This window comes from Streptomyces sp. NBC_01077 (assembly GCF_045162855.1).
Classification (GTDB): Bacteria; Actinomycetota; Actinomycetes; order Streptomycetales; family Streptomycetaceae; genus Streptomyces.
The window spans coordinates 2,816,869-2,838,520 of record NZ_CP108669.1; the positions used below are offsets into that span (position 1 = coordinate 2,816,869).

General features: G+C 70.4%; 24 protein-coding genes. 8 read left to right on the plus strand and 16 right to left on the minus strand.

Annotation, left to right across the window (positions count from 1 at the left end; translation table 11 throughout):
* Positions 1-9 precede the first annotated feature (9 nt).
* Complete coding sequence (locus OG462_RS12555) at positions 10-468, plus strand: GNAT family N-acetyltransferase (RefSeq protein WP_406057357.1); 459 nt, start codon at positions 10-12, stop codon at positions 466-468.
* 46 nt (positions 469-514) lie between these two features.
* On the opposite strand, the gene OG462_RS12560 is transcribed toward OG462_RS12555, so the two are convergent.
* Positions 515-1,267, minus strand: a complete 753-nt coding sequence (locus OG462_RS12560; protein WP_406057359.1) for an SDR family NAD(P)-dependent oxidoreductase — start codon at positions 1,265-1,267, stop codon at positions 515-517.
* A 131-nt stretch (positions 1,268-1,398) separates the two neighbouring features.
* Between OG462_RS12560 and dapA the strand changes: the two genes are divergently transcribed.
* Positions 1,399-2,292: a 4-hydroxy-tetrahydrodipicolinate synthase gene (gene dapA, locus OG462_RS12565; protein ID WP_406057361.1), complete on the plus strand. Its 894-nt coding sequence runs from the start codon at positions 1,399-1,401 to the stop codon at positions 2,290-2,292.
* On the opposite strand, the gene OG462_RS12570 is transcribed toward dapA, so the two are convergent.
* The 4 genes from OG462_RS12570 to OG462_RS12585 all read right to left on the minus strand — a co-directional run bounded on the left by OG462_RS12570 (position 2,271) and on the right by OG462_RS12585 (position 4,548).
* Positions 2,271-2,480 carry a hypothetical protein gene (locus tag OG462_RS12570; protein WP_406057363.1) on the minus strand — a complete coding sequence of 70 codons (210 nt, stop codon included), beginning with the start codon at positions 2,478-2,480 and terminating at the stop codon, positions 2,271-2,273. The two genes, dapA and OG462_RS12570, sit on opposite strands and share 22 nt — an antisense overlap.
* 62 nt (positions 2,481-2,542) lie before the next feature.
* Positions 2,543-3,526 (minus strand): 2,3,4,5-tetrahydropyridine-2,6-dicarboxylate N-succinyltransferase, encoded by a 984-nt coding sequence (gene dapD / locus OG462_RS12575; RefSeq protein WP_406057365.1) that lies wholly within the window; start codon positions 3,524-3,526, stop codon positions 2,543-2,545.
* A gap of 153 nt (positions 3,527-3,679) precedes the next feature.
* Positions 3,680-4,228 (minus strand): TetR/AcrR family transcriptional regulator, encoded by a 549-nt coding sequence (locus OG462_RS12580; RefSeq protein ID WP_406057367.1) that lies wholly within the window; start codon positions 4,226-4,228, stop codon positions 3,680-3,682.
* On the minus strand, positions 4,228-4,548 hold the full coding sequence (locus tag OG462_RS12585; protein WP_406057369.1) for a DMT family transporter: 321 nt from the start codon (positions 4,546-4,548) through the stop codon (positions 4,228-4,230). Before OG462_RS12585 ends, OG462_RS12580 begins: the two co-directional genes overlap by 1 nt.
* A gap of 63 nt (positions 4,549-4,611) precedes the next feature.
* On the opposite strand from OG462_RS12585, the gene OG462_RS12590 reads away from it, so the two are divergent.
* A complete protein-coding gene (locus OG462_RS12590; RefSeq protein WP_406057371.1) occupies positions 4,612-5,724 on the plus strand; it encodes an oxidoreductase in 1,113 nt (370 codons plus the stop codon).
* A gap of 99 nt (positions 5,725-5,823) precedes the next feature.
* On the opposite strand, the gene OG462_RS12595 is transcribed toward OG462_RS12590, so the two are convergent.
* The 8 genes from OG462_RS12595 to OG462_RS12630 form a co-directional block, all read right to left on the minus strand.
* Positions 5,824-6,162, minus strand: coding sequence for a metal-sulfur cluster assembly factor (locus OG462_RS12595; protein WP_055602247.1), 339 nt, complete (start codon positions 6,160-6,162; stop codon positions 5,824-5,826).
* On the minus strand, positions 6,159-6,623 hold the full coding sequence (gene sufU, locus OG462_RS12600) for a Fe-S cluster assembly sulfur transfer protein SufU (RefSeq protein WP_030322530.1): 465 nt from the start codon (positions 6,621-6,623) through the stop codon (positions 6,159-6,161). The genes OG462_RS12595 and sufU overlap by 4 nt, the downstream gene beginning before the upstream one ends.
* A gap of 10 nt (positions 6,624-6,633) precedes the next feature.
* On the minus strand, positions 6,634-7,902 hold the full coding sequence (locus tag OG462_RS12605; RefSeq protein ID WP_056646030.1) for a cysteine desulfurase: 1,269 nt from the start codon (positions 7,900-7,902) through the stop codon (positions 6,634-6,636).
* Positions 7,899-8,666 (minus strand): Fe-S cluster assembly ATPase SufC, encoded by a 768-nt coding sequence (sufC, locus tag OG462_RS12610; protein ID WP_024757174.1) that lies wholly within the window; start codon positions 8,664-8,666, stop codon positions 7,899-7,901. The genes OG462_RS12605 and sufC overlap by 4 nt, the downstream gene beginning before the upstream one ends.
* Positions 8,667-8,673: 7 nt before the next feature.
* The gene (locus tag OG462_RS12615; RefSeq protein WP_406057374.1) at positions 8,674-8,991 is read right to left on the minus strand and encodes a bifunctional 3-phenylpropionate/cinnamic acid dioxygenase ferredoxin subunit; all 318 of its coding nucleotides are present in this window, start codon (positions 8,989-8,991) and stop codon (positions 8,674-8,676) included.
* Complete coding sequence (gene sufD / locus OG462_RS12620; protein ID WP_406057376.1) at positions 8,991-10,172, minus strand: Fe-S cluster assembly protein SufD; 1,182 nt, start codon at positions 10,170-10,172, stop codon at positions 8,991-8,993. Before sufD ends, OG462_RS12615 begins: the two co-directional genes overlap by 1 nt.
* Positions 10,173-10,244: 72 nt before the next feature.
* On the minus strand, positions 10,245-11,660 hold the full coding sequence (gene sufB / locus OG462_RS12625; RefSeq protein ID WP_406057377.1) for a Fe-S cluster assembly protein SufB: 1,416 nt from the start codon (positions 11,658-11,660) through the stop codon (positions 10,245-10,247).
* Positions 11,657-12,382: a helix-turn-helix transcriptional regulator gene (locus OG462_RS12630; protein ID WP_406057379.1), complete on the minus strand. Its 726-nt coding sequence runs from the start codon at positions 12,380-12,382 to the stop codon at positions 11,657-11,659. Before OG462_RS12630 ends, sufB begins: the two co-directional genes overlap by 4 nt.
* Positions 12,383-12,696: 314 nt before the next feature.
* On the opposite strand from OG462_RS12630, the gene OG462_RS12635 reads away from it, so the two are divergent.
* The 3 genes from OG462_RS12635 (at position 12,697) to OG462_RS12645 (ending at position 15,474) form a co-directional block, all read left to right on the plus strand.
* Positions 12,697-13,632: an ABC transporter ATP-binding protein gene (locus OG462_RS12635; protein WP_406057381.1), complete on the plus strand. Its 936-nt coding sequence runs from the start codon at positions 12,697-12,699 to the stop codon at positions 13,630-13,632.
* Between the two features lie 26 nt (positions 13,633-13,658).
* Positions 13,659-14,432, plus strand: a complete 774-nt coding sequence (locus tag OG462_RS12640) for an ABC transporter permease (RefSeq protein WP_406066503.1) — start codon at positions 13,659-13,661, stop codon at positions 14,430-14,432.
* A gap of 73 nt (positions 14,433-14,505) precedes the next feature.
* On the plus strand, positions 14,506-15,474 hold the full coding sequence (locus OG462_RS12645) for a COX15/CtaA family protein (RefSeq protein WP_406066505.1): 969 nt from the start codon (positions 14,506-14,508) through the stop codon (positions 15,472-15,474).
* Between the two features lie 29 nt (positions 15,475-15,503).
* Here OG462_RS12645 and OG462_RS12650 read toward each other — a convergent pair whose 3' ends face one another.
* The 3 genes from OG462_RS12650 to OG462_RS12660 form a co-directional block, all read right to left on the minus strand.
* Entirely contained in the window at positions 15,504-16,604 is a 1,101-nt protein-coding gene (locus OG462_RS12650) for an amidohydrolase (RefSeq protein WP_406057382.1), read from the minus strand.
* 75 nt (positions 16,605-16,679) lie between these two features.
* Positions 16,680-17,000, minus strand: a complete 321-nt coding sequence (locus OG462_RS12655) for a hypothetical protein (protein ID WP_406057384.1) — start codon at positions 16,998-17,000, stop codon at positions 16,680-16,682.
* A gap of 129 nt (positions 17,001-17,129) precedes the next feature.
* Entirely contained in the window at positions 17,130-18,077 is a 948-nt protein-coding gene (locus OG462_RS12660; protein ID WP_406057386.1) for a heme o synthase, read from the minus strand.
* Positions 18,078-18,391: 314 nt separating this feature from the next.
* On the opposite strand from OG462_RS12660, the gene tkt reads away from it, so the two are divergent.
* Positions 18,392-20,494 carry a transketolase gene (tkt, locus tag OG462_RS12665; RefSeq protein WP_406057387.1) on the plus strand — a complete coding sequence of 701 codons (2,103 nt, stop codon included), beginning with the start codon at positions 18,392-18,394 and terminating at the stop codon, positions 20,492-20,494.
* Positions 20,495-20,530: 36 nt separating this feature from the next.
* A complete protein-coding gene (gene tal / locus OG462_RS12670) occupies positions 20,531-21,649 on the plus strand; it encodes a transaldolase (RefSeq protein WP_406057389.1) in 1,119 nt (372 codons plus the stop codon).
* Positions 21,650-21,652: the final 3 nt, after the last annotated feature.

The following is a 21,652-nucleotide window of genomic DNA, read 5'->3' on the forward strand; positions in this document are numbered from 1 at the left end:
CTTCGCGCCATGATCCTTCGCGACCTGACGCTTCGCCCCGCCACCCGCGCCGAACTCCCCGCCGTCCTCGCCCTCCTCGCCGACGAGCAGACGACCGTGGACCCCGCCTGTGTCACCGTCACCGAGGCGTACGAGCGGGCCTTCGCGGCCATCGAGGCCGATCCGCGCAACGAGATGCTGGTCCTGACGGACGGCGAGCTGGTCCTCGGCTGCCTCCAGGCCACGTACATCCCGGGGCTCGGCAAGGGCGGCGCCGAGCGGGCCCTGATCGAGGCGGTCCGGATCAGGGCCGACCGGCGCGGCGGCGGTCTCGGCCGGGAGCTGATGGAGCGGGCCGTGGCGCGGGCGCGGGAGCGCGGCTGTGCGCTGGTCCAGCTGACGAGCAACAAGCAGCGGACGGACGCCCACCGCTTCTACGCCTCACTGGGCTTCGCGCGCAGCCACGACGGCTTCAAGCTCGGCCTCTGAGCTCTCGGACGAGCCTTTGGGGCAGCCCTGATCGACAAGACGCCCCCTAGCCGAGCAGGTGTCCGCCGCCGTCCACGAGGAGCACCTCGCCGGTGATGTACGAGGAGTGGGCCAGGTCGTGGACGGCCCCGGCGATGTCCTCGGCCCGGCCCACCCTGCGCAGCGGGACGACGTCCGCCACATGGGCCTTGGCCGCGTCGGCGCCCTCGACCCCGTCGAACCAGGGGGTGTCGATGAGGCCGGGCGCGACCGCGTTGACGCGTACGTCGGGGCCGAGGGCCTTGGCGAGGAGCTTCGTCATGTGGTTGACGGCCGCCTTGGAGACGGCGTACGGGATGGAGCTGCCGCCCGGCCGGACACCGGCCTGGGAGGAGACGTTCACGATGGCGCCGCGGGTCTTCCGCAGGTGCGGGACGGCGGCGGTGACGGTCTGCCAGACGCCGATGACGTTGACGTCGTAGAGGTGGCGCCAGACCTCGGGCGAGGCGGCTTCGAGGTCGTCGTGCGGGATGAACCGGGTGGTGCCCGCGCAGTTGACGAGGAGGTCGAGGCGGCCGAGGCTCTCCACGGCCCGCTCGACGAGGGCCTTGGCCTGGGTCTCGTCCGAGACGTCCGCCTGGAGGTAGACGGCGCCCGGCAGTTCGGCGGCGAGCCGCTCGCCCGCCTCGACGGAGCGGGCGGAGTTGACGACGACGCGGTAGCCGGCCTCGGCGAGGCGGCGGGCTACGGCGGCGCCGATGCCCGAGGACGAGCCGGTGACAAGTGCGACGCGCTGCCCGTCCGTGCTGTGTGAGCTCATGATGTGCTGTTCTCCAGTCCCCTGTCGCGCCCGTCGATCATGCCAGAGCCACCATGCTTAAGTAACGGTGATCCTTCGACCGAAGCAGATCTAAGTGGACCTTCACCGTCAGTTGCACTCAGACTTGGCGGATGACTTCTGCACGCCCCTTCGGCCGCGCGCTCTGCGCGATGGTCACCCCGTTCACCCCCGCCGGTGCGCTCGACCTCGACGAGGCGGGCAAGCTGGCCGCCCGGCTCGTCGGCGAGGGCTGCGACGGTCTGGTCCTGAACGGCACGACCGGTGAGTCGCCGACCACCACCGACGCCGAGAAGGCCGCGCTCGTCCGCGCCGTCCGGGAGGCCGTCGGGCCCGGCCCCTCGGTCCTCGCGGGCGTCGGGACCGCCGACACCCGGCACACCGCCGAGCTGGCCCGCCAGGCCGAGGCGGCGGGGGCGGACGGGCTGCTCGTCGTCACCCCGTACTACAGCCGCCCGCCGCAGCCGGCCGTCGAGGCCCACTTCCTGAAGGTCGCGGACGCGACCGGGCTCCCGGTGATGGTCTACGACATCCCCGGCCGCACGGGCACCCGCGTCGAGCCCGCGACGATGCTGCGGCTCGCCGAGCACCCGCGGATCGTGGCCGTGAAGGACTGCGCGTACGACCTGCTCGGCTCGGCCCGGGTGATCGCGGAGACCTCGCTCGCGTACTACTCGGGCTGCGAGGAGCTGAACCTGCCGCTGTACGCGGTCGGCGGCGCGGGCTACGTCAGCACGGTGGCGAACGTGGCGCCCCGTCAGCTGCGCGCCGTCCTCGACGCCTTCGACGCGGGTGACACCGCGGAGGCGGCCCGGCTCAACGCCCGGCTCCTGCCGCTCGCCGAACGGATGATGGCGGCGGGCCTGCCCGGCACGGTGACCGTGAAGGCCCTGCTCGGCGGACCGGTGCGCGAACCGCTGCAGCCCGCCGACCGGGAGACGGTCGACGGGCTGCGCGGGTTGTACGAGGCGCTGGTCCGGCCGGATCAGGCGGAGTCGGTCGTGTAGGTCCGACCGAGGATCGCGGCGTGCTCCAGGACGTCCTCCAACGGGTCGTCGATCTGCCCGGTGGAGATGAGGGAGACGTTCGGCCCGTTGTGCGAGTGACTGTGCGTCTCGTCCGCCGCGGCCGTCCCGGCCGGCAGCAGGACCGCCGCCATCGTGAGCACTCCTGCGACCGTGGGCTTCGTCCTCATGTCGACTCCTCGCCTTGTCTGCGTGCGGTGACTCTGCGTTCTGTTAACGCAGAGTCACCGAATCAGTTGTGGCTGTGGAGGATGCCGTTCAGGCCGCCCCAGACCGCGTTGTTCGGGCGGGCCTCGACGGTGCCGGTGACCGAGTTGCGGCGGAACAGGATGTTCGAGGCGCCGGAGAGCTCGCGGGCCTTCACGACCTGACCGTCGGGCATCGTGATCCGGGTGCCTGCGGTGACGTAGAGACCGGCCTCGACGACGCACTCGTCTCCGAGAGCGATTCCGACGCCCGCCTCGGCGCCGATCAGGCAGCGCTCGCCGATCGAGATGACGACATTGCCGCCGCCCGAGAGGGTGCCCATGGTGGAGGCGCCGCCGCCGATGTCGGAGCCGTTGCCGACGACGACACCGGCGGAGATCCGGCCCTCGACCATCGAGGTGCCGAGGGTGCCGGCGTTGAAGTTGACGAAGCCCTCGTGCATGACGGTGGTGCCGGCGGCGAGGTGGGCGCCGAGGCGGACGCGGTCGGCGTCGGCGACACGGACCCCGGCGGGGACGACGTAGTCCGTCATGCGCGGGAACTTGTCGATGCTCGTGACGGCCAGGTGCAGGCCCTCGGCGCGCGCGTTGAGGCGGACCTTCTCGATGTCGTCGACGGCGACCGGGCCGAGCGAGGTCCAGGCGACGTTGGCGAGGAGGCCGAAGACGCCGTCCAGGCTCTGGCCGTGCGGCTTGACCAGACGGTGGCTGAGCAGGTGCAGACGCAGGTACGCGTCGTGGGCGTCGAGCGGCTTCTCGTCGAGCGAGGCGATGACGGTTCGGACGGCGACCACCTCGACGCCCCGGCGGGCGTCCACGCCGAGGGCCTTGGCGGCGCCTTCGCCGAGGGCGTTCACGGCCTCGTCGGGGGTGAGCCGCTCGGTGCCGGCGGGGCCGGCCTCCTCGGTCAGCTCGGGGGCGGGGAACCAGGTGTCGAGAACGGTGCCGTCGCCGGCGATGGTGGCGAGGCCGGCGGCGACGGCGCCGGTGGTGCGAGGAGCAGTGGTCATGACGGAAAACCTAACCGGCGGGGCCCCGCGCGGGCCAACCGGTCTCAGGTGTCGGTCGAGTCGGTGGGCGGTTCCGACGAGGGCGGCGGCAGCCGTTTCGGTCCTTCCTTCAAGCCGGGTACGGCCCTTGCCCGGCTCTCGTTCGACTCCGCCTCAGGCCGGCCGCAGCACCCGCGACAGCATCTCGCGCGCGTACTCCTCGTCGTATGAGTAACCGGTGAGCAGGGACTGGAGGCAGATGCCGTCGATGAGGGCGACCAACGCGCGGGCGGTGACGGGGTCGGTGCGGCGGGAGAGGGCGGTGACGAAGGTCTCGGCCCACTCGGCGGCGACCGGACGGAGCGCGGGCCGGCGCAGGGCGGCGAGGTAGAGCTCGTACTCCAGCTCCACGCGCGCGCGTTCGCCGCCCATCCACTCCGCCATGAAGCGGGCGAGCGCGGCGGCGAGGTCGGTGTCCGGCGCGTTGAGGGCGGGGTTCTCGCGGAGCAGCCGCGCGAAGCCCTCGTTGGCCTTGCGGAGGGCGGCGACGAGGAGTTCGTCGAGGGAGGCGAAGTGGTACGTGGTGGAGCCGAGCGGCACATCGGCCTCGGCGGCCACCGTGCGGTGGCTCAGCCCGGCGATCCCGGAGCGGCCGACGACCCGGAGGGCCGCGTCGACGATCCGGTCCCGCCGTTCGGGGTCGTGGCGGCGTGCGCGGGCCATCAGTGCGCGCCGCCCAGGTTGAGGACGACGACCCCGGCGACGATGAGGAGGATGCCGGCGACCTTGGCGAGGCTGAGGGTCTCGCCGAGGAAGAGGATGCCGATCACGGCGACGGCGGCGGTGCCGACGCCGGCCCAGATGGCGTACGCGGTGCCGACCTGGAGCGTCTTGAGCGCCTGCGCAAGGAGGGCGAAGGCGATGACGTAGCCCGCGCCGGTGACGATCGAGGGCCAGAGCTTGGTGAAGCCCTCGCTGTACTTCATGGAGGTGGTGGCGAGTATCTCGGCCGTGATGGCGCCCGCGAGGAGTCCGTATCCCATGCGTACAAGCGTACACAACGATGCGTACGGCCGTACACATCGCTGCCCGATACGGTGTCCCGCATGACGATTCCCCCAGGGCCGCCGCCCTACGGCCCCCCAGGGCCACCGCCGCCCTACGGCTATGGCTATCCGCCGCCGCCCCCGCCGCCGAAGCCCGGCGTGATACCCCTGGCGCCGCTCACCTTCAGCACGATCCTGACCGCCGCCTTCTCGACGTTCGGCCGCTACTGGAAGCAGCTGCTCGGGGTGACCTCGGCGATCTACCTCGCCGCTCTGGTGGTCGTCGGAGCGGCGATCGGCATCGCGTACGCAGCCGTCGGCGACATCCTCCCCGCCGTGTTCGACCTGCCCGCGGGGCAGGAGCCGCAGTGGGACGACATCCGGCCGCTGATCGTGGCCTTCGGCTGCGTCTGGATCGCCGCCATGATCGCGATCGTCTGCGCGAACGCCCTGGTGGCGGCGGCCTGTCCTGCCGTCGTCCAGGAGGCGGTGCTCGGCAGGCCCACGTCCTTCGGCGTCATCTGGCGCAAGGCTTGGGCCCGGATGCCGGCCGTCCTCGGCACGGTCTTCCTGACGAGCCTGGCGCTGCTGATCCCGGTCGCGCTCTTCGTGGTCGGGTTCGCCGGGATGGCGATCACGCTCTTCGCCGGGCTCGCCGACGCGACCACGGGAGCCGGTCCGAACCCCTCGGACTCCGGGATCTCGCTCGCCGTCCCGTTCTTCTTCCTGCTGGGCGCGCTGGCGACCCTGCCGTTCGCCCTCTGGATCTGGGTGAAGTTCAGCCTGGCCCCGGCGGCGGCCGTGATGGAGGGGCAGGGCGCGGTCGCCTCGATGCGCCGCTCCTCGCACCTGGTCCGCGGTTCCTGGTGGCGTCTGTTCGGCTCCCTGTTCGCCGCCGGGATCATGGCCTCCGTCGTCGGCATGCTGATCCAGCAGGTGCTCTCCCTGGCGGTGTCGACCCCGCTGTCGGCCACCGACTTCTCCGACGTCGACTCCTCCACGATGGTGGCCTACCTGGCGGTCGTCCTCACGTTCTCCGCCCTCGGCCAGCTGATCAGCCAGATGGTCGTCTCCGTCTTCCCGCCCCTGGTCACGGCGCTGCTGTACGTCGACCAGCGCATCCGCAAGGAGAACCTGGCCGAGGACCTGGGCCGCGCGGCGGGGATCTTCTAGACGACGCACGACCGGACACGCGTCCCGGCACGCATCCGGACACGCGAAACGGCCGTGCCCCGAGGGGCACGGCCGTTCACCCGCGTACGCGTGGGTCGATCAGACGTTGAAGCCGAGCGCGCGCAGCTGCTCGCGACCGTCGTCCGTGATCTTGTCCGGGCCCCACGGGGGCATCCAGACCCAGTTGATCTTCAGTTCGCTGACGATGCCGTCCGTCGCGGACTTCGCCTGGTCCTCGATCACATCGGTCAGCGGACAGGCCGCCGACGTCAGGGTCATGTCCAGCGTCGCGATGTTCGACTCGTCGATGTGGATGCCGTAGATCAGGCCCAGGTTGACGACGTCGATGCCCAGCTCGGGGTCGACGACGTCGTACAGCGCCTCGCGGACTTCTTCCTCGGAGGCCGGCTTCATCGTGGCCTCGGCGTTCTCGGTCATGCCGACTTCCTCTCCGCCGCGTCGCCCAGAGCCTGGGCGGTCGCGTCCTTCCACGCCATCCAGCTGAGCAGCGCGCACTTCACACGGGCCGGGTACTTGGAGACTCCGGCGAACGCGACCGCGTCCTCCAGGATCTCCTCCATCGCGTCGTCGGGCTCGATCTGGCCCTTGGACTGCATCAGCTCCAGGAAGGTGCCCTGGATCTTCTGCGCGTCCGCCAGCTCCTTGCCGACGAGCAACTCGTTGAGGACGGACGCCGAGGCCTGGCTGATGGAGCAGCCCTGTCCCTCGTACGACACGTCCTCGATGCGCGAGCCGTCGTACTTGACGCGGAGCGTGATCTCGTCGCCGCACGTCGGGTTGACGTGGTGCACCTCGGCGTCGCCGTCCCGAAGACCGCGCCCGTGCGGGTGCTTGTAGTGGTCCAGGATGACGTCCTGGTACATCGAATCCAGCTTCACGAGCCGTCCCCTAGCCGAAGAAGTTCCGTACGTGCTCCAGACCCGCGACCAGGGCGTCGACCTCGGCCGGGGTGGAGTACAGATAGAACGACGCCCGCGTGGTCGCAGGAATTCCGTACCGCAGGCAGACCGGCCGCGCGCAGTGGTGGCCGACCCGGACCGCGATGCCCTCTTCGTCGAGGACCTGGCCCACGTCGTGCGGGTGGATGTCGCCGAGCGTGAAGGAGATCGCCGCGCCGCGGTCCTCGGCCGTGGTGGGGCCGATGATCCGCAGGTCCGGGACCTCCTGGAGGCGCCGGACGGCGTACTCGGTGATCGCGTGCTCGTGGCGCGCGATGTTCTCCATGCCGATCGCCGAGAGGTAGTCCACGGCCGCGCCGAGGCCGACGGCCTGGGCGATCGGGGGCGTACCCGCCTCGAACTTGTGCGGGGCCGGCGCGTACGTCGAGGAGTGCATCGAGACGGTTTCGATCATCTCGCCGCCGCCCAGGAAGGGCGGCAGGTCCTCGAGCAGCTCCTGGCGGCCCCAGAGGACGCCGATGCCCGTCGGGCCGCACATCTTGTGGCCGGTGAAGGCCACGAAGTCGGCCTGGAGCGCCTGGACGTCCAGGACCATGTGCGGGGCCGCCTGGGAGGCGTCGATGCAGACGAGCGCACCGACCTCCTGGGCGCGACGGATGATCGTCTCGACCGGGTTGATCGTGCCCAGCAGGTTCGAGACCAGCGTGAACGAGACGATCTTGGTCTTCTCGGTGATGACCTCTTCGATGTTCGAGAGGTCGAGACGGCCGTCGTCGGTGAGGCCGAACCACTTCAGCTTCGCGCCCGTGCGCTGCGAGAGCAGCTGCCACGGCACGATGTTGGAGTGGTGCTCCATCTCCGTGATGGCGATCTCGGTCTCGTGGTCCACCCGGTAGGGCTCGTCGGCCCAGCCCAGCATGTTGGCCACGAGGTTGAGCGACTCCGAGGCGTTCTTGGTGAAGATCACCTCGTCGCGGCTCGGCGCGTTGATGAAGGCCGCGACCTTGTCACGGGCGCCTTCGTACAGCGCCGTCGCCTCCTCGGCGACCGTGTACACACCACGGTGCACGTTGGCGTTGTGCCGCTCGTAGTACTCGTTCAGCGCGTCGAGGACCTGGCGCGGCTTCTGCGAGGTCGCCGCGGAGTCCAGGTACACGATCTTCTTGCCGTCGTGGACCACGCGATCCAGGAGCGGGAAGTCCTTGCGGATCGCCTCGGTGTCGAGGAGGCCGGAGAGCCCCTGATGGGCAGATGTCACGCGGATGCGCCACCCTTCGTGCTGTAGGCCTCGTAGCCCTCGTTCTCCAGCTTGTCGGCGAGCTCGGCGCCGCCGGACTCGACGATGCGGCCCTCGGAGAAGACGTGAACGAAGTCGGGCTTGATGTAGCGGAGGATCCGCGTGTAGTGCGTGATCAGCAGGGTGCCGACCTCGCCGGTCTCGCGGACGCGGTTGACGCCCTCGGAGACCTGGCGCAGCGCGTCGACGTCCAGGCCGGAGTCGGTCTCGTCGAGGATCGCGATCTTCGGCTTGAGGAGCTCCAGCTGGAGGATCTCGTGGCGCTTCTTCTCACCGCCGGAGAAGCCCTCGTTGACGTTGCGCTCGGCGAAGGCCGGGTCCATCTGGAGCTGCTCCATCGCGGACTTGACCTCCTTCACCCAGGTACGCAGCTTGGGGGCCTCGCCGCGGATGGCGGTGGCGGAGGTGCGCAGGAAGTTGGAGACCGAGACACCGGGGACCTCGACCGGGTACTGCATGGCCAGGAAGACGCCGGCGCGGGCGCGCTCGTCGACCGACATCTCCAGGACGTCCTCGCCGTCGAGGGTGACGGTGCCGCCGGTGACCGTGTACTTCGGGTGGCCGGCGAGCGAGTACGCCAGGGTCGACTTGCCGGAGCCGTTGGGGCCCATGACGGCGTGGGTCTCGCCCTGCTTGATGGTCAGGTCGACACCCTTGAGGATCTCGCGGGGGCCGTTCTCGGCCTCGACGGAGACGTGCAGGTTGCGGATTTCAAGCGTTGCCATGGGTGACTCAGGACTCCTGGGTGACGGAGACGAGCACATCGTCCCCTTCGATCTTGACGGGGTATACGGGCACGGGACGCGTGGCGGGAAGGCCGGAGGGCTTCCCGGTACGGAGGTCGAAGCTCGACCCGTGCAGCCAGCACTCGATGGCGCAGTCCTCGACCTCGCCCTCCGAGAGGGAGACGTTCGCGTGCGAGCAGATGTCGTTGATCGCGAACACCTCGCCCTCGGTGTGCACGAGCGACACCGGCGTGCCGTCGACCTCGACCCGCTTCGGGGTGTCGGCCTCCAGCTCGCTCAGCGCGCAGACTCGGACGAAGGCCATCAGACGGAGGCCTCCAGCTCGGCCTCGATCTTGGCGAGGAGGCGCTCCTGGACGTCCGGCAGACCGATCTGCTGGACTAGCTCCGCGAAGAAGCCGCGGACGACGAGGCGACGGGCCTCGGCCTGCGGGATGCCGCGGGACATCAGGTAGAAGAGCTGCTCGTCGTCGAAGCGGCCGGTGGCCGAGGCGTGACCGGCACCGGCGATCTCGCCGGTCTCGATCTCCAGGTTCGGTACGGAGTCGACCCGGGCGCCGTCCGTGAGGACCAGGTTCCGGTTGAGCTCGTACGTGTCCGTGCCCTCGGCGGCGGCCTGGATGAGCACGTCGCCGATCCAGACGGCGTGCGCGTCCTGGCCCTGCAACGCGCCCTTGTAGGCCACGTTGGACTTGCAGTGCGGGAGGTTGTGGGTGACCAGGAGGCGGTGCTCCTGGTGCTGGCCGGCGTCGGTGAAGTACAGGCCGAACAGCTCGGCCTCGCCGCCGGGGCCCGCGTACTCGACGCGCGGGTGGATGCGGACGACGTCGCCGCCGAAGGTGACGATGACGGACTTGAAGGAGGCGTCGCGGCCGACCAGCGCGTTGTGCTGGGCGACGTGGACGGCCTTCTCGTCCCAGTCCTGAACGGAGACGACGGTCAGCTTGGCGCCGTCGCCGAGGACGTAGTCGACGTTGGCGGCGAGCACCGCGTCACCGGTGTGGTCGAGGACCACGACGGCCTCGGCGAAGGCACCGAGCTCGATCACCTGGTGGCCGAAGGCGACGCCGCCCTGACCGTGCACGGTGATGCGGATCGGCTCGTCGAGGACGGCCTCCTTGGCGACGGTGACGACCGAGGCCTTCTCGAAGGAGGAGTACGCCTGGGCCGCGACGCGGTCGACGGGCGTGCCGGCCTTGCCGAGGCGCTCGTCCTCGCGGCCGACGGTCTCCACGGTGACGCCCTCGGGCGCCTCGATCTCGACCTTGACGCCCTCGCCCGAAGCGACGGCGGTGCCGTCGTGGAGGCCGCGGAGCCGCGCCAGCGGCGTGAACCGCCACTCCTCCTCACGACCGTGCGGGACGGGGAAGTCCGCGACGTCGAAGGACGGGGGCGCGCTCATGCGCGTGGCGACGGTGGACTCGGCGGCCACCGCGATCGAGCCGGCGGTGGTGGAGCCCGCCGGGATGTTCTGAGCCTCAGCCATGGCTGTCGTGTTGCTCTCTTCCTGCGTACGTGGGAATCGGTCGCTGCGTGGGGTGGGGCGGGCGGTGGGGGCTTAGCCCACCGAGCCCTCCATCTGCAGCTCGATCAGCCGGTTGAGCTCCAGGGCGTACTCCATCGGGAGTTCCTTGGCGATGGGCTCGACGAAGCCGCGGACGATCATCGCCATGGCCTCGAACTCGGTGAGGCCGCGGCTCATCAGGTAGAAGAGCTGGTCCTCGGAGACCTTGGAGACGGTGGCCTCGTGGCCCATGGAGACGTCGTCCTCGCGCACGTCCACGTAGGGGTACGTGTCCGAGCGGGAGATCGTGTCGACGAGCAGCGCGTCGCAGAGCACGTTGGACTTGGAGCCCGGGGCGCCCTCGCCGATCTCGATGAGACCGCGGTAGGAGGTGCGGCCGCCGCCTCGCGCCACCGACTTGGAGACGATGTTCGAGGAGGTGTTCGGGGCCATGTGCACCATCTTGGCGCCGGCGTCCTGGTGCTGGCCCTCGCCCGCGAAGGCGATGGAGAGGGTCTCGCCCTTGGCGTGCTCGCCCATCAGGTAGACGGCCGGGTACTTCATGGTGACCTTGGAGCCGATGTTGCCGTCGACCCACTCCATGGTGGCGCCCTCGTAGGCGACGGCGCGCTTGGTCACCAGGTTGTAGACGTTGTTCGACCAGTTCTGGATGGTCGTGTAGCGGCAGCGGCCGCCCTTCTTGACGATGATCTCGACGACGGCGCTGTGCAGCGAGTCCGAGGAGTAGATCGGGGCGGTGCAGCCCTCGACGTAGTGGACGTAGGCGTCCTCGTCGACGATGATCAGCGTCCGCTCGAACTGGCCCATGTTCTCCGTGTTGATACGGAAGTAGGCCTGGAGCGGGATCTCGACCTGCACGCCCTTCGGCACGTAGATGAACGAGCCGCCCGACCAGACGGCGGTGTTCAGGGAGGCGAACTTGTTGTCGCCGACCGGGATGATCGTGCCGAAGTACTCGCGGAAGAGTTCCTCGTGCTCCTTCAGCGCGGTGTCGGTGTCGACGAAGATGACGCCCTGCTCCTCCAGGTCCTCGCGGATCTGGTGGTAGACGACCTCGGACTCGTACTGGGCGGCGACACCGGCGACGAGGCGCTGCTTCTCCGCCTCGGGGATGCCGAGCTTGTCGTACGTGTTCTTGATGTCCTCCGGCAGGTCCTCCCAGGACTCCGCCTGCTTCTCGGTGGACCGCACGAAGTACTTGATGTTGTCGAAGTCGATGCCGGAGAGGTCGGAGCCCCAGGTGGGCATGGGCTTCTTGTCGAAGAGCCGCAGACCCTTGAGACGCAGCTTCAGCATCCACTCGGGCTCGTTCTTCTTCGAGGAGATGTCGCGGACGACGTCCTCGTTCAGACCGCGCTTGGCGGTGGCGCCGGCGGTGTCGGAGTCGGCCCAGCCGTACTCGTACCGACCCAGGCCCTCGAGCTCGGGGTGGCTGATCTCGGTGGTCATGCGGGGTTCCTCCCGGCCGTGCTTGCGGATGCTGATTCGGTGGTCTGTGGAGCGCTGTGCGGGATGAACGTGGTGCAGACGCCGTCACCATGCGCGATGGTGGCCAGGCGCTGGACGTGCGTTCCCAGGAGGCGGGAGAAGAATTCCGTCTCCGCCTCGCACAGCTGTGGATACTGCTCGGCTACGTGAGCGACCGGGCAGTGGTGCTGGCAGAGCTGCTCGCCGACCGGCGCGTTCCGCGCAGTGGCAGCGTACCCGTCGGCGGTCAGGGCCTTGGCAAGCGCCTCGGTGCGCTGCGCGGGCTCGGCCGCCTCGACGGCCTGGCGGTAGGTGTCCGCCTGGGCCTCGATCCGGTCGCGGGCGAAGGCGGTCACGGCCGCTTCCCCGCCGGCGTTGCGCTCGATCCACCGGAGCGCCTCGACCGCGAGCGAGTCGTACGACTGGTCGAAGGCGTCCCGGCCGCAGTCGGTGAGCGCGAAGACCTTCGCTGGGCGGCCGCGGGCGCGCGCCCCGTAGACGCGCTGCTCGCGGGCTTCGACGACGGCTTCGGCGACCAGCGAGTCGAGGTGGCGGCGGACGGCGGCCTGGGTGAGGCCGAGCCGTGCGGCCAGATCGGCGACGGTCGACGGCCCGTGGTCCAGGATCGACCGCGCGACCCGGTTGCGCGTCGAACGCTCTCGGGTCGCGAGTTCCTCCACCGGAGCCGCGCCAACGTTTTTCACAACGCCATTGTTGCGTAATTAATCTCGGACTGACAAGCCACGCCGGAAGAGGCGGCGGTGCCGTGCGTCACTCAGGTAAGGCTTACCTGACCTGCGGAAATGATCATTCGTAGGACGAATCAGCGTCCGCATCCGGCCGCCCCGTGAACCCGTACGCGCAGGCCACAGGGGCTCCGCGGCCCACCGTCCCGCCCCGACGCCGTGACGTGTCCACACCGCCGCGGCCGTCGGCGAAGGGCATGCGGAAAGTCCTGATTCCTGGGGCCCGGGCCCCGCGCCGGGAGGACCCTCGGCCCCTCTCTAGACTTCCTGTCATGCGAAACGAGTCCGTCGGGTCCGCCGTCCGGGTACGTGGCCTGGTCAAGCGGTACGGCAACAAGACCGCCGTCGACGGCCTCGACCTCGACGTGCGGCCGGGCACCGTGACCGCCGTCCTCGGCCCCAACGGAGCCGGCAAGACCACCACCATCGAGACCTGCGAGGGCTATCGCAGGCCCGACGGCGGCACCGTGCGCGTCCTCGGCCTCGACCCGGTCGCCGACGCGGCCGCCCTGCGGCCCCGGATCGGCGTGATGCTCCAGTCCGGCGGCGTGTACTCCGGCGCCCGCGCCGACGAGATGCTCCGCCACACGGCGAAGCTGCACGCCCACCCGCTGGACGTGGACGCGCTGATCGAACGGCTCGGCCTCGACTCCTGCGGCCGCACCACCTACCGGCGCCTCTCCGGCGGGCAGCAGCAGCGCCTCGCGCTCGCCATGGCCGTCGTGGGCCGCCCCGAGCTCGTCTTCCTCGACGAGCCGACCGCCGGACTCGACCCGCAGGCCCGCCGCGCCACCTGGGACCTCATGCGCGAGCTGCGCGCCGACGGGGTGACCGTGGTCCTCACCACCCACTTCATGCAGGAGGCGGAGGAACTCGCCGACGACGTCGCCATCGTCGACGCCGGCCGGGTCGCCGCCCAGGGCAGCCCCGAGCAGCTGTGCCGGGGCGGCGCCGAGAACACCCTGCGCTTCACCGGACGCCCCGGACTCGACCTGGGCTCCCTGCTCAAGGCGCTGCCGGACGGCACGGCCGCGGCGGAGACGCTCCCGGGCACGTACCGGATCACCGGCACCGTCGACCCGCAGCTGCTCGCCACGGTCACCAGCTGGTGCGCCCAGCACGGTGTCATGCCCGACGGCATCGCCGTCGAGCGCCACACTCTCGAGGACGTCTTCCTCGAACTGACGGGCAAGGAACTGCGGTCGTGAGCACTGGTTCGGTCGTGAGCACCGGTATGTACGCCCCGAAGCCGGGAGCGGCGCCCGTCGGGCGGATGATCGCGGCGCAGACGGCGCTGGAGACCCGGATGCTGCTCCGCAACGGCGAGCAGCTGCTCCTCACGGTGATCATCCCGTCGCTGCTCCTGGTGCTCTTCTCCACCGTCGACATCATCACCGTGCCCGTTGCGACGACGGGGGGCGCCGGCAAGGCCGTCGACTTCCTCGCCCCGGGCATCCTCGCGCTCGCCGTCCTGTCGACCGCGTTCACCGGCCAGGCCATCGCCACCGGTTTCGAGCGGCGGTACGGGGTGCTCAAGCGCCTCGGCGCCTCACCGCTCCCCCGCTGGGCGCTGATGACCGCCAAGACGCTCTCCGTCCTGGTCACCGAGGTCCTCCAGATCGCCCTCCTCACGGCGATCGCCGTGGGGCTCGGCTGGTCCCCGCACGGCAACCCCGTCTCGGTCGTCGTACTCCTGGCGCTCGGCACGGCCGCCTTCTCCGGCCTCGGCCTGCTGATGGCGGGCACGCTGAAGGCGGAGGCCACCCTGGCGGCCGCCAACCTGGTCTTCCTGCTGCTCCTGGTGGGCGGCGGCGTCATCGTCCCGCTGGAGAAGTTCCCCGACGCGGCCCGCTCGGTCCTGGAGCTGCTGCCGATCTCCGCCCTCTCGGACGGCCTGCGCGCGGTCCTCCAGGACGGCGCGGCCCTGCCCTGGGGCGACGCGCTGACGCTCGCGGTCTGGGCGGTGCTGGGCCTCGGCGCGGCGGCGAAGTTCTTCCGCTGGGAGTAGTGGCGGGGTCCCAGAGGGTGACGTTTCCCGACAAGGCACCCCTCGTGAAAGCGTGCACAAGCCCCGGCCTACGATAGGGCCCGTGCTGACCCCCCTCGCCTCCATCGCCAGGCGCTGGACCCCGTCCCCCAGGACGCTCCGGCGCGCCGCGCTCTCCGCCGTCGTGATGAGCGTGCTCATCATCGTCACGGGTGGCGCGGTCCGGCTGACCGGTTCCGGTCTCGGCTGCGACACCTGGCCCAAGTGCACCGACGACAGCCTCATCGTGACGCCCGAGCAGGGCTACCGCGGCGCGATCGAGTTCGGCAACCGGATGCTGACCTACGTCCTGTCGGCCGCGGTCGGCTGGGCGATCATCGCCGCCCGCTCCACCAAGCCGTGGCGGCGCGGGCTCACCCGGCTCGGCTGGGCCCAGTTCTGGATCGTGATGAGCAACGCCGTCATCGGCGGCATCACGGTGTGGATGGGCCTCAACCCGTGGACGGTCGCCGGCCACTTCCTGGCCGCGAACGCGCTGCTCACCGTCGCGGTCATCACCTGGCACCGGACCGGCGAGGGCGACACCGCCGCCCGCCCGCGCGTGCCCCGCCCGGTCCGCAAGCTGTCCTGGGCGATCACGATCACCTCGGGCCTGCTGATCGCGCTCGGTACGACGGTGACCGGCGCCGGCAAGCACGCCGGTGACAGCAGCGACGTGCCGCGCATGCCGTGGGACTGGACGAACGCCGCGCACGCCCATGCCATCGCCGCCTGGGTCGTCTGCGCCCTCGCGCTCGCGATGTGGCTGGTGCTGCGCGTGGTGGACGCCCCGGTCGACACCCGGGCGCGCGCCCGGGACCTGCTGATCGTGCTGCTCGCGCAAGGGGGCGTGGGCTACATCCAGTACTTCACCGGGGTCCCCGAGCTCCTCGTCGCCCTTCACATGCTCGGCTCGTCGCTCATGTGGATCGCGGTACTGCGACTGGCCCTGAGCCTGCGCGAGCGCCCGGTCCCCACCGCCGACATCCCGGCCCAGCCGGACCCGGAGCTCGCAAGGGCCTGACCTCTCGGCCTGACCGACACCCGCCGGGTCTATCGGCTCCCCGAGAGCCGGTAGACCCGGCGTGCGTTGTCCGCCGCGATCATCGTGGCGACGCGCTGGGCGTCCGTACGGGACCAGGCGCCGTCCATCACCCACTCGCCGAGCACGCGCGCGAGGGCCGTGCGGAAGACGCTCGCGGCGACCACGTGGAGTTCGGGCAGTCCGTGGGCGCCGCTGGAGAACAGCAGCTTCCCGAACGGCGCCCGCTCCAGGACCTCGGCGAGGACGGCCGCCGCCCGCGCCCCCGTGTGCGCGAGGACGGGGCCCAGGTCCGCGTACACATGCGCGTGCACCCCGGTCAGGTGCGCGGCGGCGCGGTGGTACGGGTAGGAGTGCAGCAGCACCAGGTCGGCGCCGAGCCCCGTGGTGGCGTCGGCGAAACCGGCGACCGAGGCCGGGTCCCGGTCCCCGGTGTGCAGCTGGAGGGGGCGCCCGGCCGTGACCGCGATCCAGAGCAGATGGCGCAGCAGGACGGGGTCGGTGAGCGGGCCGCCGGCCGGGCGTCCGGCGAGCCAGCGCCCCGCGGCCCCGCGCACCTCCCCGGGTCCCGGCGGTTCGGGCGCGTACGTGAGCCCTTGGCGTACCCCGGCCACGGAGGCGAAGGCCACGGCGTGGACGGCGGCCCCGTGGACGGCCTCGGCGAGGTTGGCGAGGAAGGCCGCGACGGTCCCCGAGGTGTCGGCGACCTGTTCGGCGAGGGGTTCGAGGCGGACGATCTCATGGGCCTCGGCGGCGCCCGCGGCCCCGAGCTCGGCGGGTCCGGTGAGGTCGTCCCGGACCCCGGTGTCGACGAGGTACGTGGCGATCCCTGAGGCGCGCAGCAGGCGCCGGCCCGCCTCGGCGACGCCCAGTTCGCGGCGGCGCGCGAGATACCGGGCGGGTGGGCAGTGCGGTTCGAGACCGAGGAGCGGCGGGCACCAGCGGCGCACGGCGAAGCCGGTCTGGGTGTCGAAGAAGGTGGTGCCCGCGGCGGGCAGCGCGCTGCTCCCGCCGAGCTGGGCGCCGAGGTGGGCCTCGAAGGTGCCGAGGCCGAGCTCCGTACGGAGTACCCCGTGGCAGTACTGGTCCACCAGGCTCGGCGTGTCGATCATCTCGGGGGGCTCCCTGCGTGGCCGTGTCGCGTCTCCACACGTCCTAACGGGTGAGCCCCGCGCGAGGTTGTTGCCTCAGCTGTTGGAGGGGCCGCCGATCTGGATACCGGCCATCCGGGTCCACTCGTACGGGCCGGTGGAGACCTTGGCGGCGAACTCGCCGTCGAACTCCTCGTGGAGGGTGAGGCCGGCCTGCTCGGCGGCCTGCTGCGCGATCTCGTGCGTCGGCGCGACGAGGTCGCCCCAGCCGCCGTCGGTGCCGACGAGGACGATCCGGGTGCCCGCCTGGCCGATGTGCGCGAGGTGCCCCTCGGAGCCGCCGTGCTCCTTGGAGAAGGCCTTGATCTCCTTGGCGAGCTTGGCCGCCTTGCGCTCTGCGTGCTTCGTTTCTGCCATGAAAAAGATGCTACCGAGGGGTAGATCTACTGGCGACGGCCGGGTCACGTGGCCTATCCCACGTGACCCGGCCGTCGGCCGAGCAGATCATCTGAGCGGAAACCCCGCTGGAATCGCCCCTGAAGGTCCCTAGCGGAGGAAGGGGTCCACGGCGACCGCCACGAAGAGCAGCGAGACGTAGGTGATGGACCAGTGGAAGAGGCGCATCTCCTTGAGCTTCGCGCCGGTGGCGCCCCCCTTGGCGCGGTTGAGCAGCCCGTGCGCCTCCCAGAGCCACCAGCCGCCGGTGAGCAGCGCCACCGTCATGTAGAACCAGCCGGTGTAGCCGAGCGGGGTGAGCAGCAGCGAGACGGCGACCATCACCCAGCTGTACGCGACGATCTGCCTGGCGACGACCTTGTTGGAGGCGAGGACCGGGAGCATCGGCACGCCGGCACGCGCGTAGTCGTCCTTCACCTTCATCGACAGCGGCCAGTAGTGCGGCGGCGTCCAGAAGAAGATGACGGCGAAGAGGATGATCGCCGCCCAGGACATCGAGTCGGTGACGGCCGACCAGCCGATGAGGACCGGGAGGCAGCCGGCGATCCCGCCCCAGACGATGTTCTGCGCGGTGCGGCGCTTCAGGATCATCGTGTACACCACGACGTAGAAGAGGAGCGCGCCGAGGGAGAGGGCGGCGGAGAGCCAGTTGACGAGCAGGCCGAACCAGAGCGTGGAGACCACGGCGAGCGTGAGGCCGAAGACCAGGCCCTCGCGCGGCGTCAGCACGCCGGTGACCAGCGGGCGCTGGGAGGTGCGGTCCATCAGCGCGTCGATGTCGCGGTCGATGTACATGTTCAGCGCGTTGGCGCCGCCCGCCGACAGGTAGCCGCCGAAGCAGGTGGCGAGCACCAGCCACAGGTCGGGCACGCCCTGCTCGGCGAGGAACATCACCGGAACGGTGGTGATGAGCAGCAGTTCGATGATCCGCGGCTTGGTCAACGCCACGTATGCCTTGACGCGGGCCCCGAACGGCCGATGGCCCCCCGGGCTGGGAGTCAAGACGACCCCTGCGGGTCGGGACTCGACGGCCGTCACGCACACCCCTGACAGAGAAATTCCCAGCAAGCTCCCCGGATGAAGGCGGGGTGAAGCTTGCGCGTACCACGCCACTGTAGACGTTGCCCAGACGCCGATCTTCGCGGGGGTGGGGTCGTGTTGAGGCGGTGTGTCCCAAGGCGTGGACACGCTTCGGGAGGCGAACTCACACGGGCGGCGGCAGTCTTGCTGTGTCCGCTCATTTGAGGGGCATGCACACGAAAAGAGGGGCGTTCCGGCGGGGGTAGGCTCGACAACGCCGGTACACCCTCAGTCACCGGCTTAAGACATGTGGAGAGGAGCCCTGACCCAGGGTGAGCACTAAGCCGACCACCACAGACCTCGAGTGGACCGAGTTGGACCAGCGGGCCGTCGACACCGCCCGCATCCTGGCCGCGGACGCCGTACAGAAGGTCGGCAACGGCCATCCCGGTACGGCGATGAGCCTGGCGCCCGCCGCGTACACCCTCTTCCAGAAGGTGATGCGGCACGACCCGGCCGACCCCGAGTGGGTCGGGCGCGACCGGTTCGTCCTCTCTGCCGGACACTCGTCGCTGACCCTCTACACCCAGCTGTACCTGGGTGGCTTCGGTCTTGAGCTGGACGACCTGAAGGCCTTCCGTACCTGGGGCTCGAAGACCCCCGGGCACCCGGAGTACGGTCACACCGCCGCCGTCGAGACCACCACGGGCCCGCTGGGCCAGGGTGTCGCCAACGCCGTGGGCATGGCGATGGCCGCCCGCTTCGAGCGCGGTCTCTTCGACCCGGAGGCCGCCACCGGCGCCTCCCCGTTCGACCACCGGATCTACGCGATCGCCGGTGACGGCTGCCTGCAGGAGGGCATCTCCGCGGAGGCGTCCTCGCTCGCCGGCCACCAGAAGCTCGGCAACCTGATCCTGCTGTGGGACGACAACCACATCTCGATCGAGGGCGACACCGAGACGGCCGTGTCCGAGGACACGATGAAGCGGTACGAGGCGTACGGCTGGCACGTCCAGCGCGTCGAGCCGCAGGCCAACGGCGACCTGGACCCGGCCGCGCTGTACACCGCGATCAAGGCCGCCGAGGCCGAGACCGAGCGTCCGTCGTTCATCGCGATGCGCTCGATCATCGCCTGGCCCGCCCCGAACGCGCAGAACACCGAGGCCGCGCACGGCTCGACGCTCGGCGACGCGGAGATCGCGGCCACCAAGCGCGTCCTCGGCTTCGACCCGGAGCAGACCTTCGAGGTCACCGACGAGGTCATCGCGCACACCCGCTCGCTCGGCGACCGCGGCCGTGAGGCCCGTGCCGCGTGGGAGAAGTCGCTCGCCGAGTGGCGTACGGCCAACCCGGAGCGCGCCGCCGAGTTCGACCGCATCCAGGCGAACGAGCTGCCGGCCGGCTGGGCCGAGAAGCTCCCGGTCTTCGAGCCGGGCAAGGGTGTCGCCACCCGTGCCGCCTCGGGCCAGGTCCTCAAGGCGCTCGGCGCGGTCATCCCGGAACTGTGGGGCGGCTCGGCCGACCTCGCCGGCTCCAACAACACGACGATCGACAAGGACTCGTCGTTCCTGCCCGAGGGCAACCCGCTGCCGGAGGCCGACAAGTACGGCCGCACGATCCACTTCGGCATCCGCGAGCACTCCATGGCCGCGGAGATGAACGGCATCGCGCTGCACGGCAACACGCGCATCTACGGCGGCACCTTCCTGGTGTTCTCCGACTACATGCGCAACGCCGTCCGCCTGTCGGCCCTGATGCACGTCCCGGTGACGTACGTCTGGACCCATGACTCGATCGGTCTGGGCGAGGACGGCCCGACGCACCAGCCGGTGGAGCACCTCGCCTCGCTGCGCGCGATCCCGGGTCTCAACGTGGTCCGTCCGGCCGACGCCAACGAGACGGCCATCGCCTGGCGCGAGATCATGCAGCGCCACACGAAGGTCTTCGGCAAGGGCGCCCCGCACGGCCTGGCGCTGACCCGCCAGGGTGTGCCGACGTACGCGCCGAACGAGGACACGGTCAAGGGCGGCTACGTGCTGTTCGAGGCCGAAGGGCCCTCCGGGCAGAACACAGACGCGCAGGTCGTGCTGATCGGCACGGGCTCCGAGGTGCACCTGGCCGTCGAGGCCCGTGAGCAGCTCCAGGCCGCCGGTGTCCCGACCCGTGTGGTCTCGATGCCGTCCGTGGAGTGGTTCGAGGAGCAGGACCAGGCGTACAAGGACTCCGTCCTGCCGCCGTCGGTCAAGGCCCGCGTCGCGGTCGAGGCCGGTATCGGTCTCACCTGGCACCGGTACGTCGGGGACGCCGGCCGGATCGTCTCCCTGGAGCACTTCGGTGCCTCGGCGGACGCGAAGGTCCTGTTCCGCGAGTTCGGGTTCACGCCGGAGGCGATCGTCGCCGCCGCGCGGGAATCGATCGCTGCCGCCGCGCGCTGACGCGCATACGTACGACTTAATGGAGATGGAATTCTCATGACAGACGCTCTCAAGCGCCTCTCCGACGAAGGCGTCGCGATCTGGCTGGACGACCTCTCGCGCAAGAGGATCACGTCCGGAAACCTGGCCGAGCTCATCGACCAGAGCCACGTGGTCGGTGTGACCACGAACCCGTCGATCTTCCAGAAGGCCATCTCGCACGGTGACGGTTACGAGCAGCAGCTCGCCGACCTCGCCGCCCGCAAGGTGACCGTCGACGAGGCCATCCGCATGATCACGACGGCGGACGTCCGTGACGCCGCCGACATCCTGCGGCCGGTCTTCGAGGCGACCGACGGCCAGGACGGCCGGGTCTCCATCGAGGTCGACCCCCGTCTCGCCCACGAGACGACCGCCACCATCGCCGAGGCCAAGCAGCTGGCCTGGCTGGTGGACCGTCCCAACACGCTGATCAAGATTCCGGCCACCAAGGCGGGTCTGCCGGCGATCACCGAGGTCATCGGCCTCGGCATCAGCGTCAACGTGACGCTGATCTTCTCCCTGGAGCGCTACCGCGCGGTCATGGACGCCTACCTGGCGGGTCTGGAGAAGGCCCGCGAGCGCGGCCTCGACCTCTCCAAGATCCACTCGGTGGCCTCCTTCTTCGTGTCCCGTGTGGACTCGGAGATCGACAAGCGCCTGGACGCCCTCGGCACCGACGAGGCCAAGGCCCTCAAGGGCAAGGCCGCCCTGGCCAACGCGCGTCTCGCCTACGAGGCGTACGAGGAGGTGTTCGCCGGCGAGCGCTGGGCGGCCCTCGACAAGGCGCAGGCCAACAAGCAGCGTCCGCTGTGGGCCTCGACCGGCGTCAAGGACCCGGCGTACAAGGACACCCTGTACGTCGTGGACCTGGTCGCCCCCGGCACGGTCAACACCATGCCGGAGGGCACCCTGGAGGCCACCGCCGACCACGGCGTGGTCGCCGGTGACACCGTGCGTGGCACCTACGACCAGTCGCGTGCCGAGATCGCGGCCGTCGAGAAGCTGGGCATCGGCTACGACGATGTCGTCCAGCTCCTCGAGGACGAGGGCGTCGAGAAGTTCGAGGCGTCCTGGAACGACCTTCTCAAGTCCACCGAGGCGGAGCTCTCGCGCCTCGCACCTTCGGAGGCGTAAGCA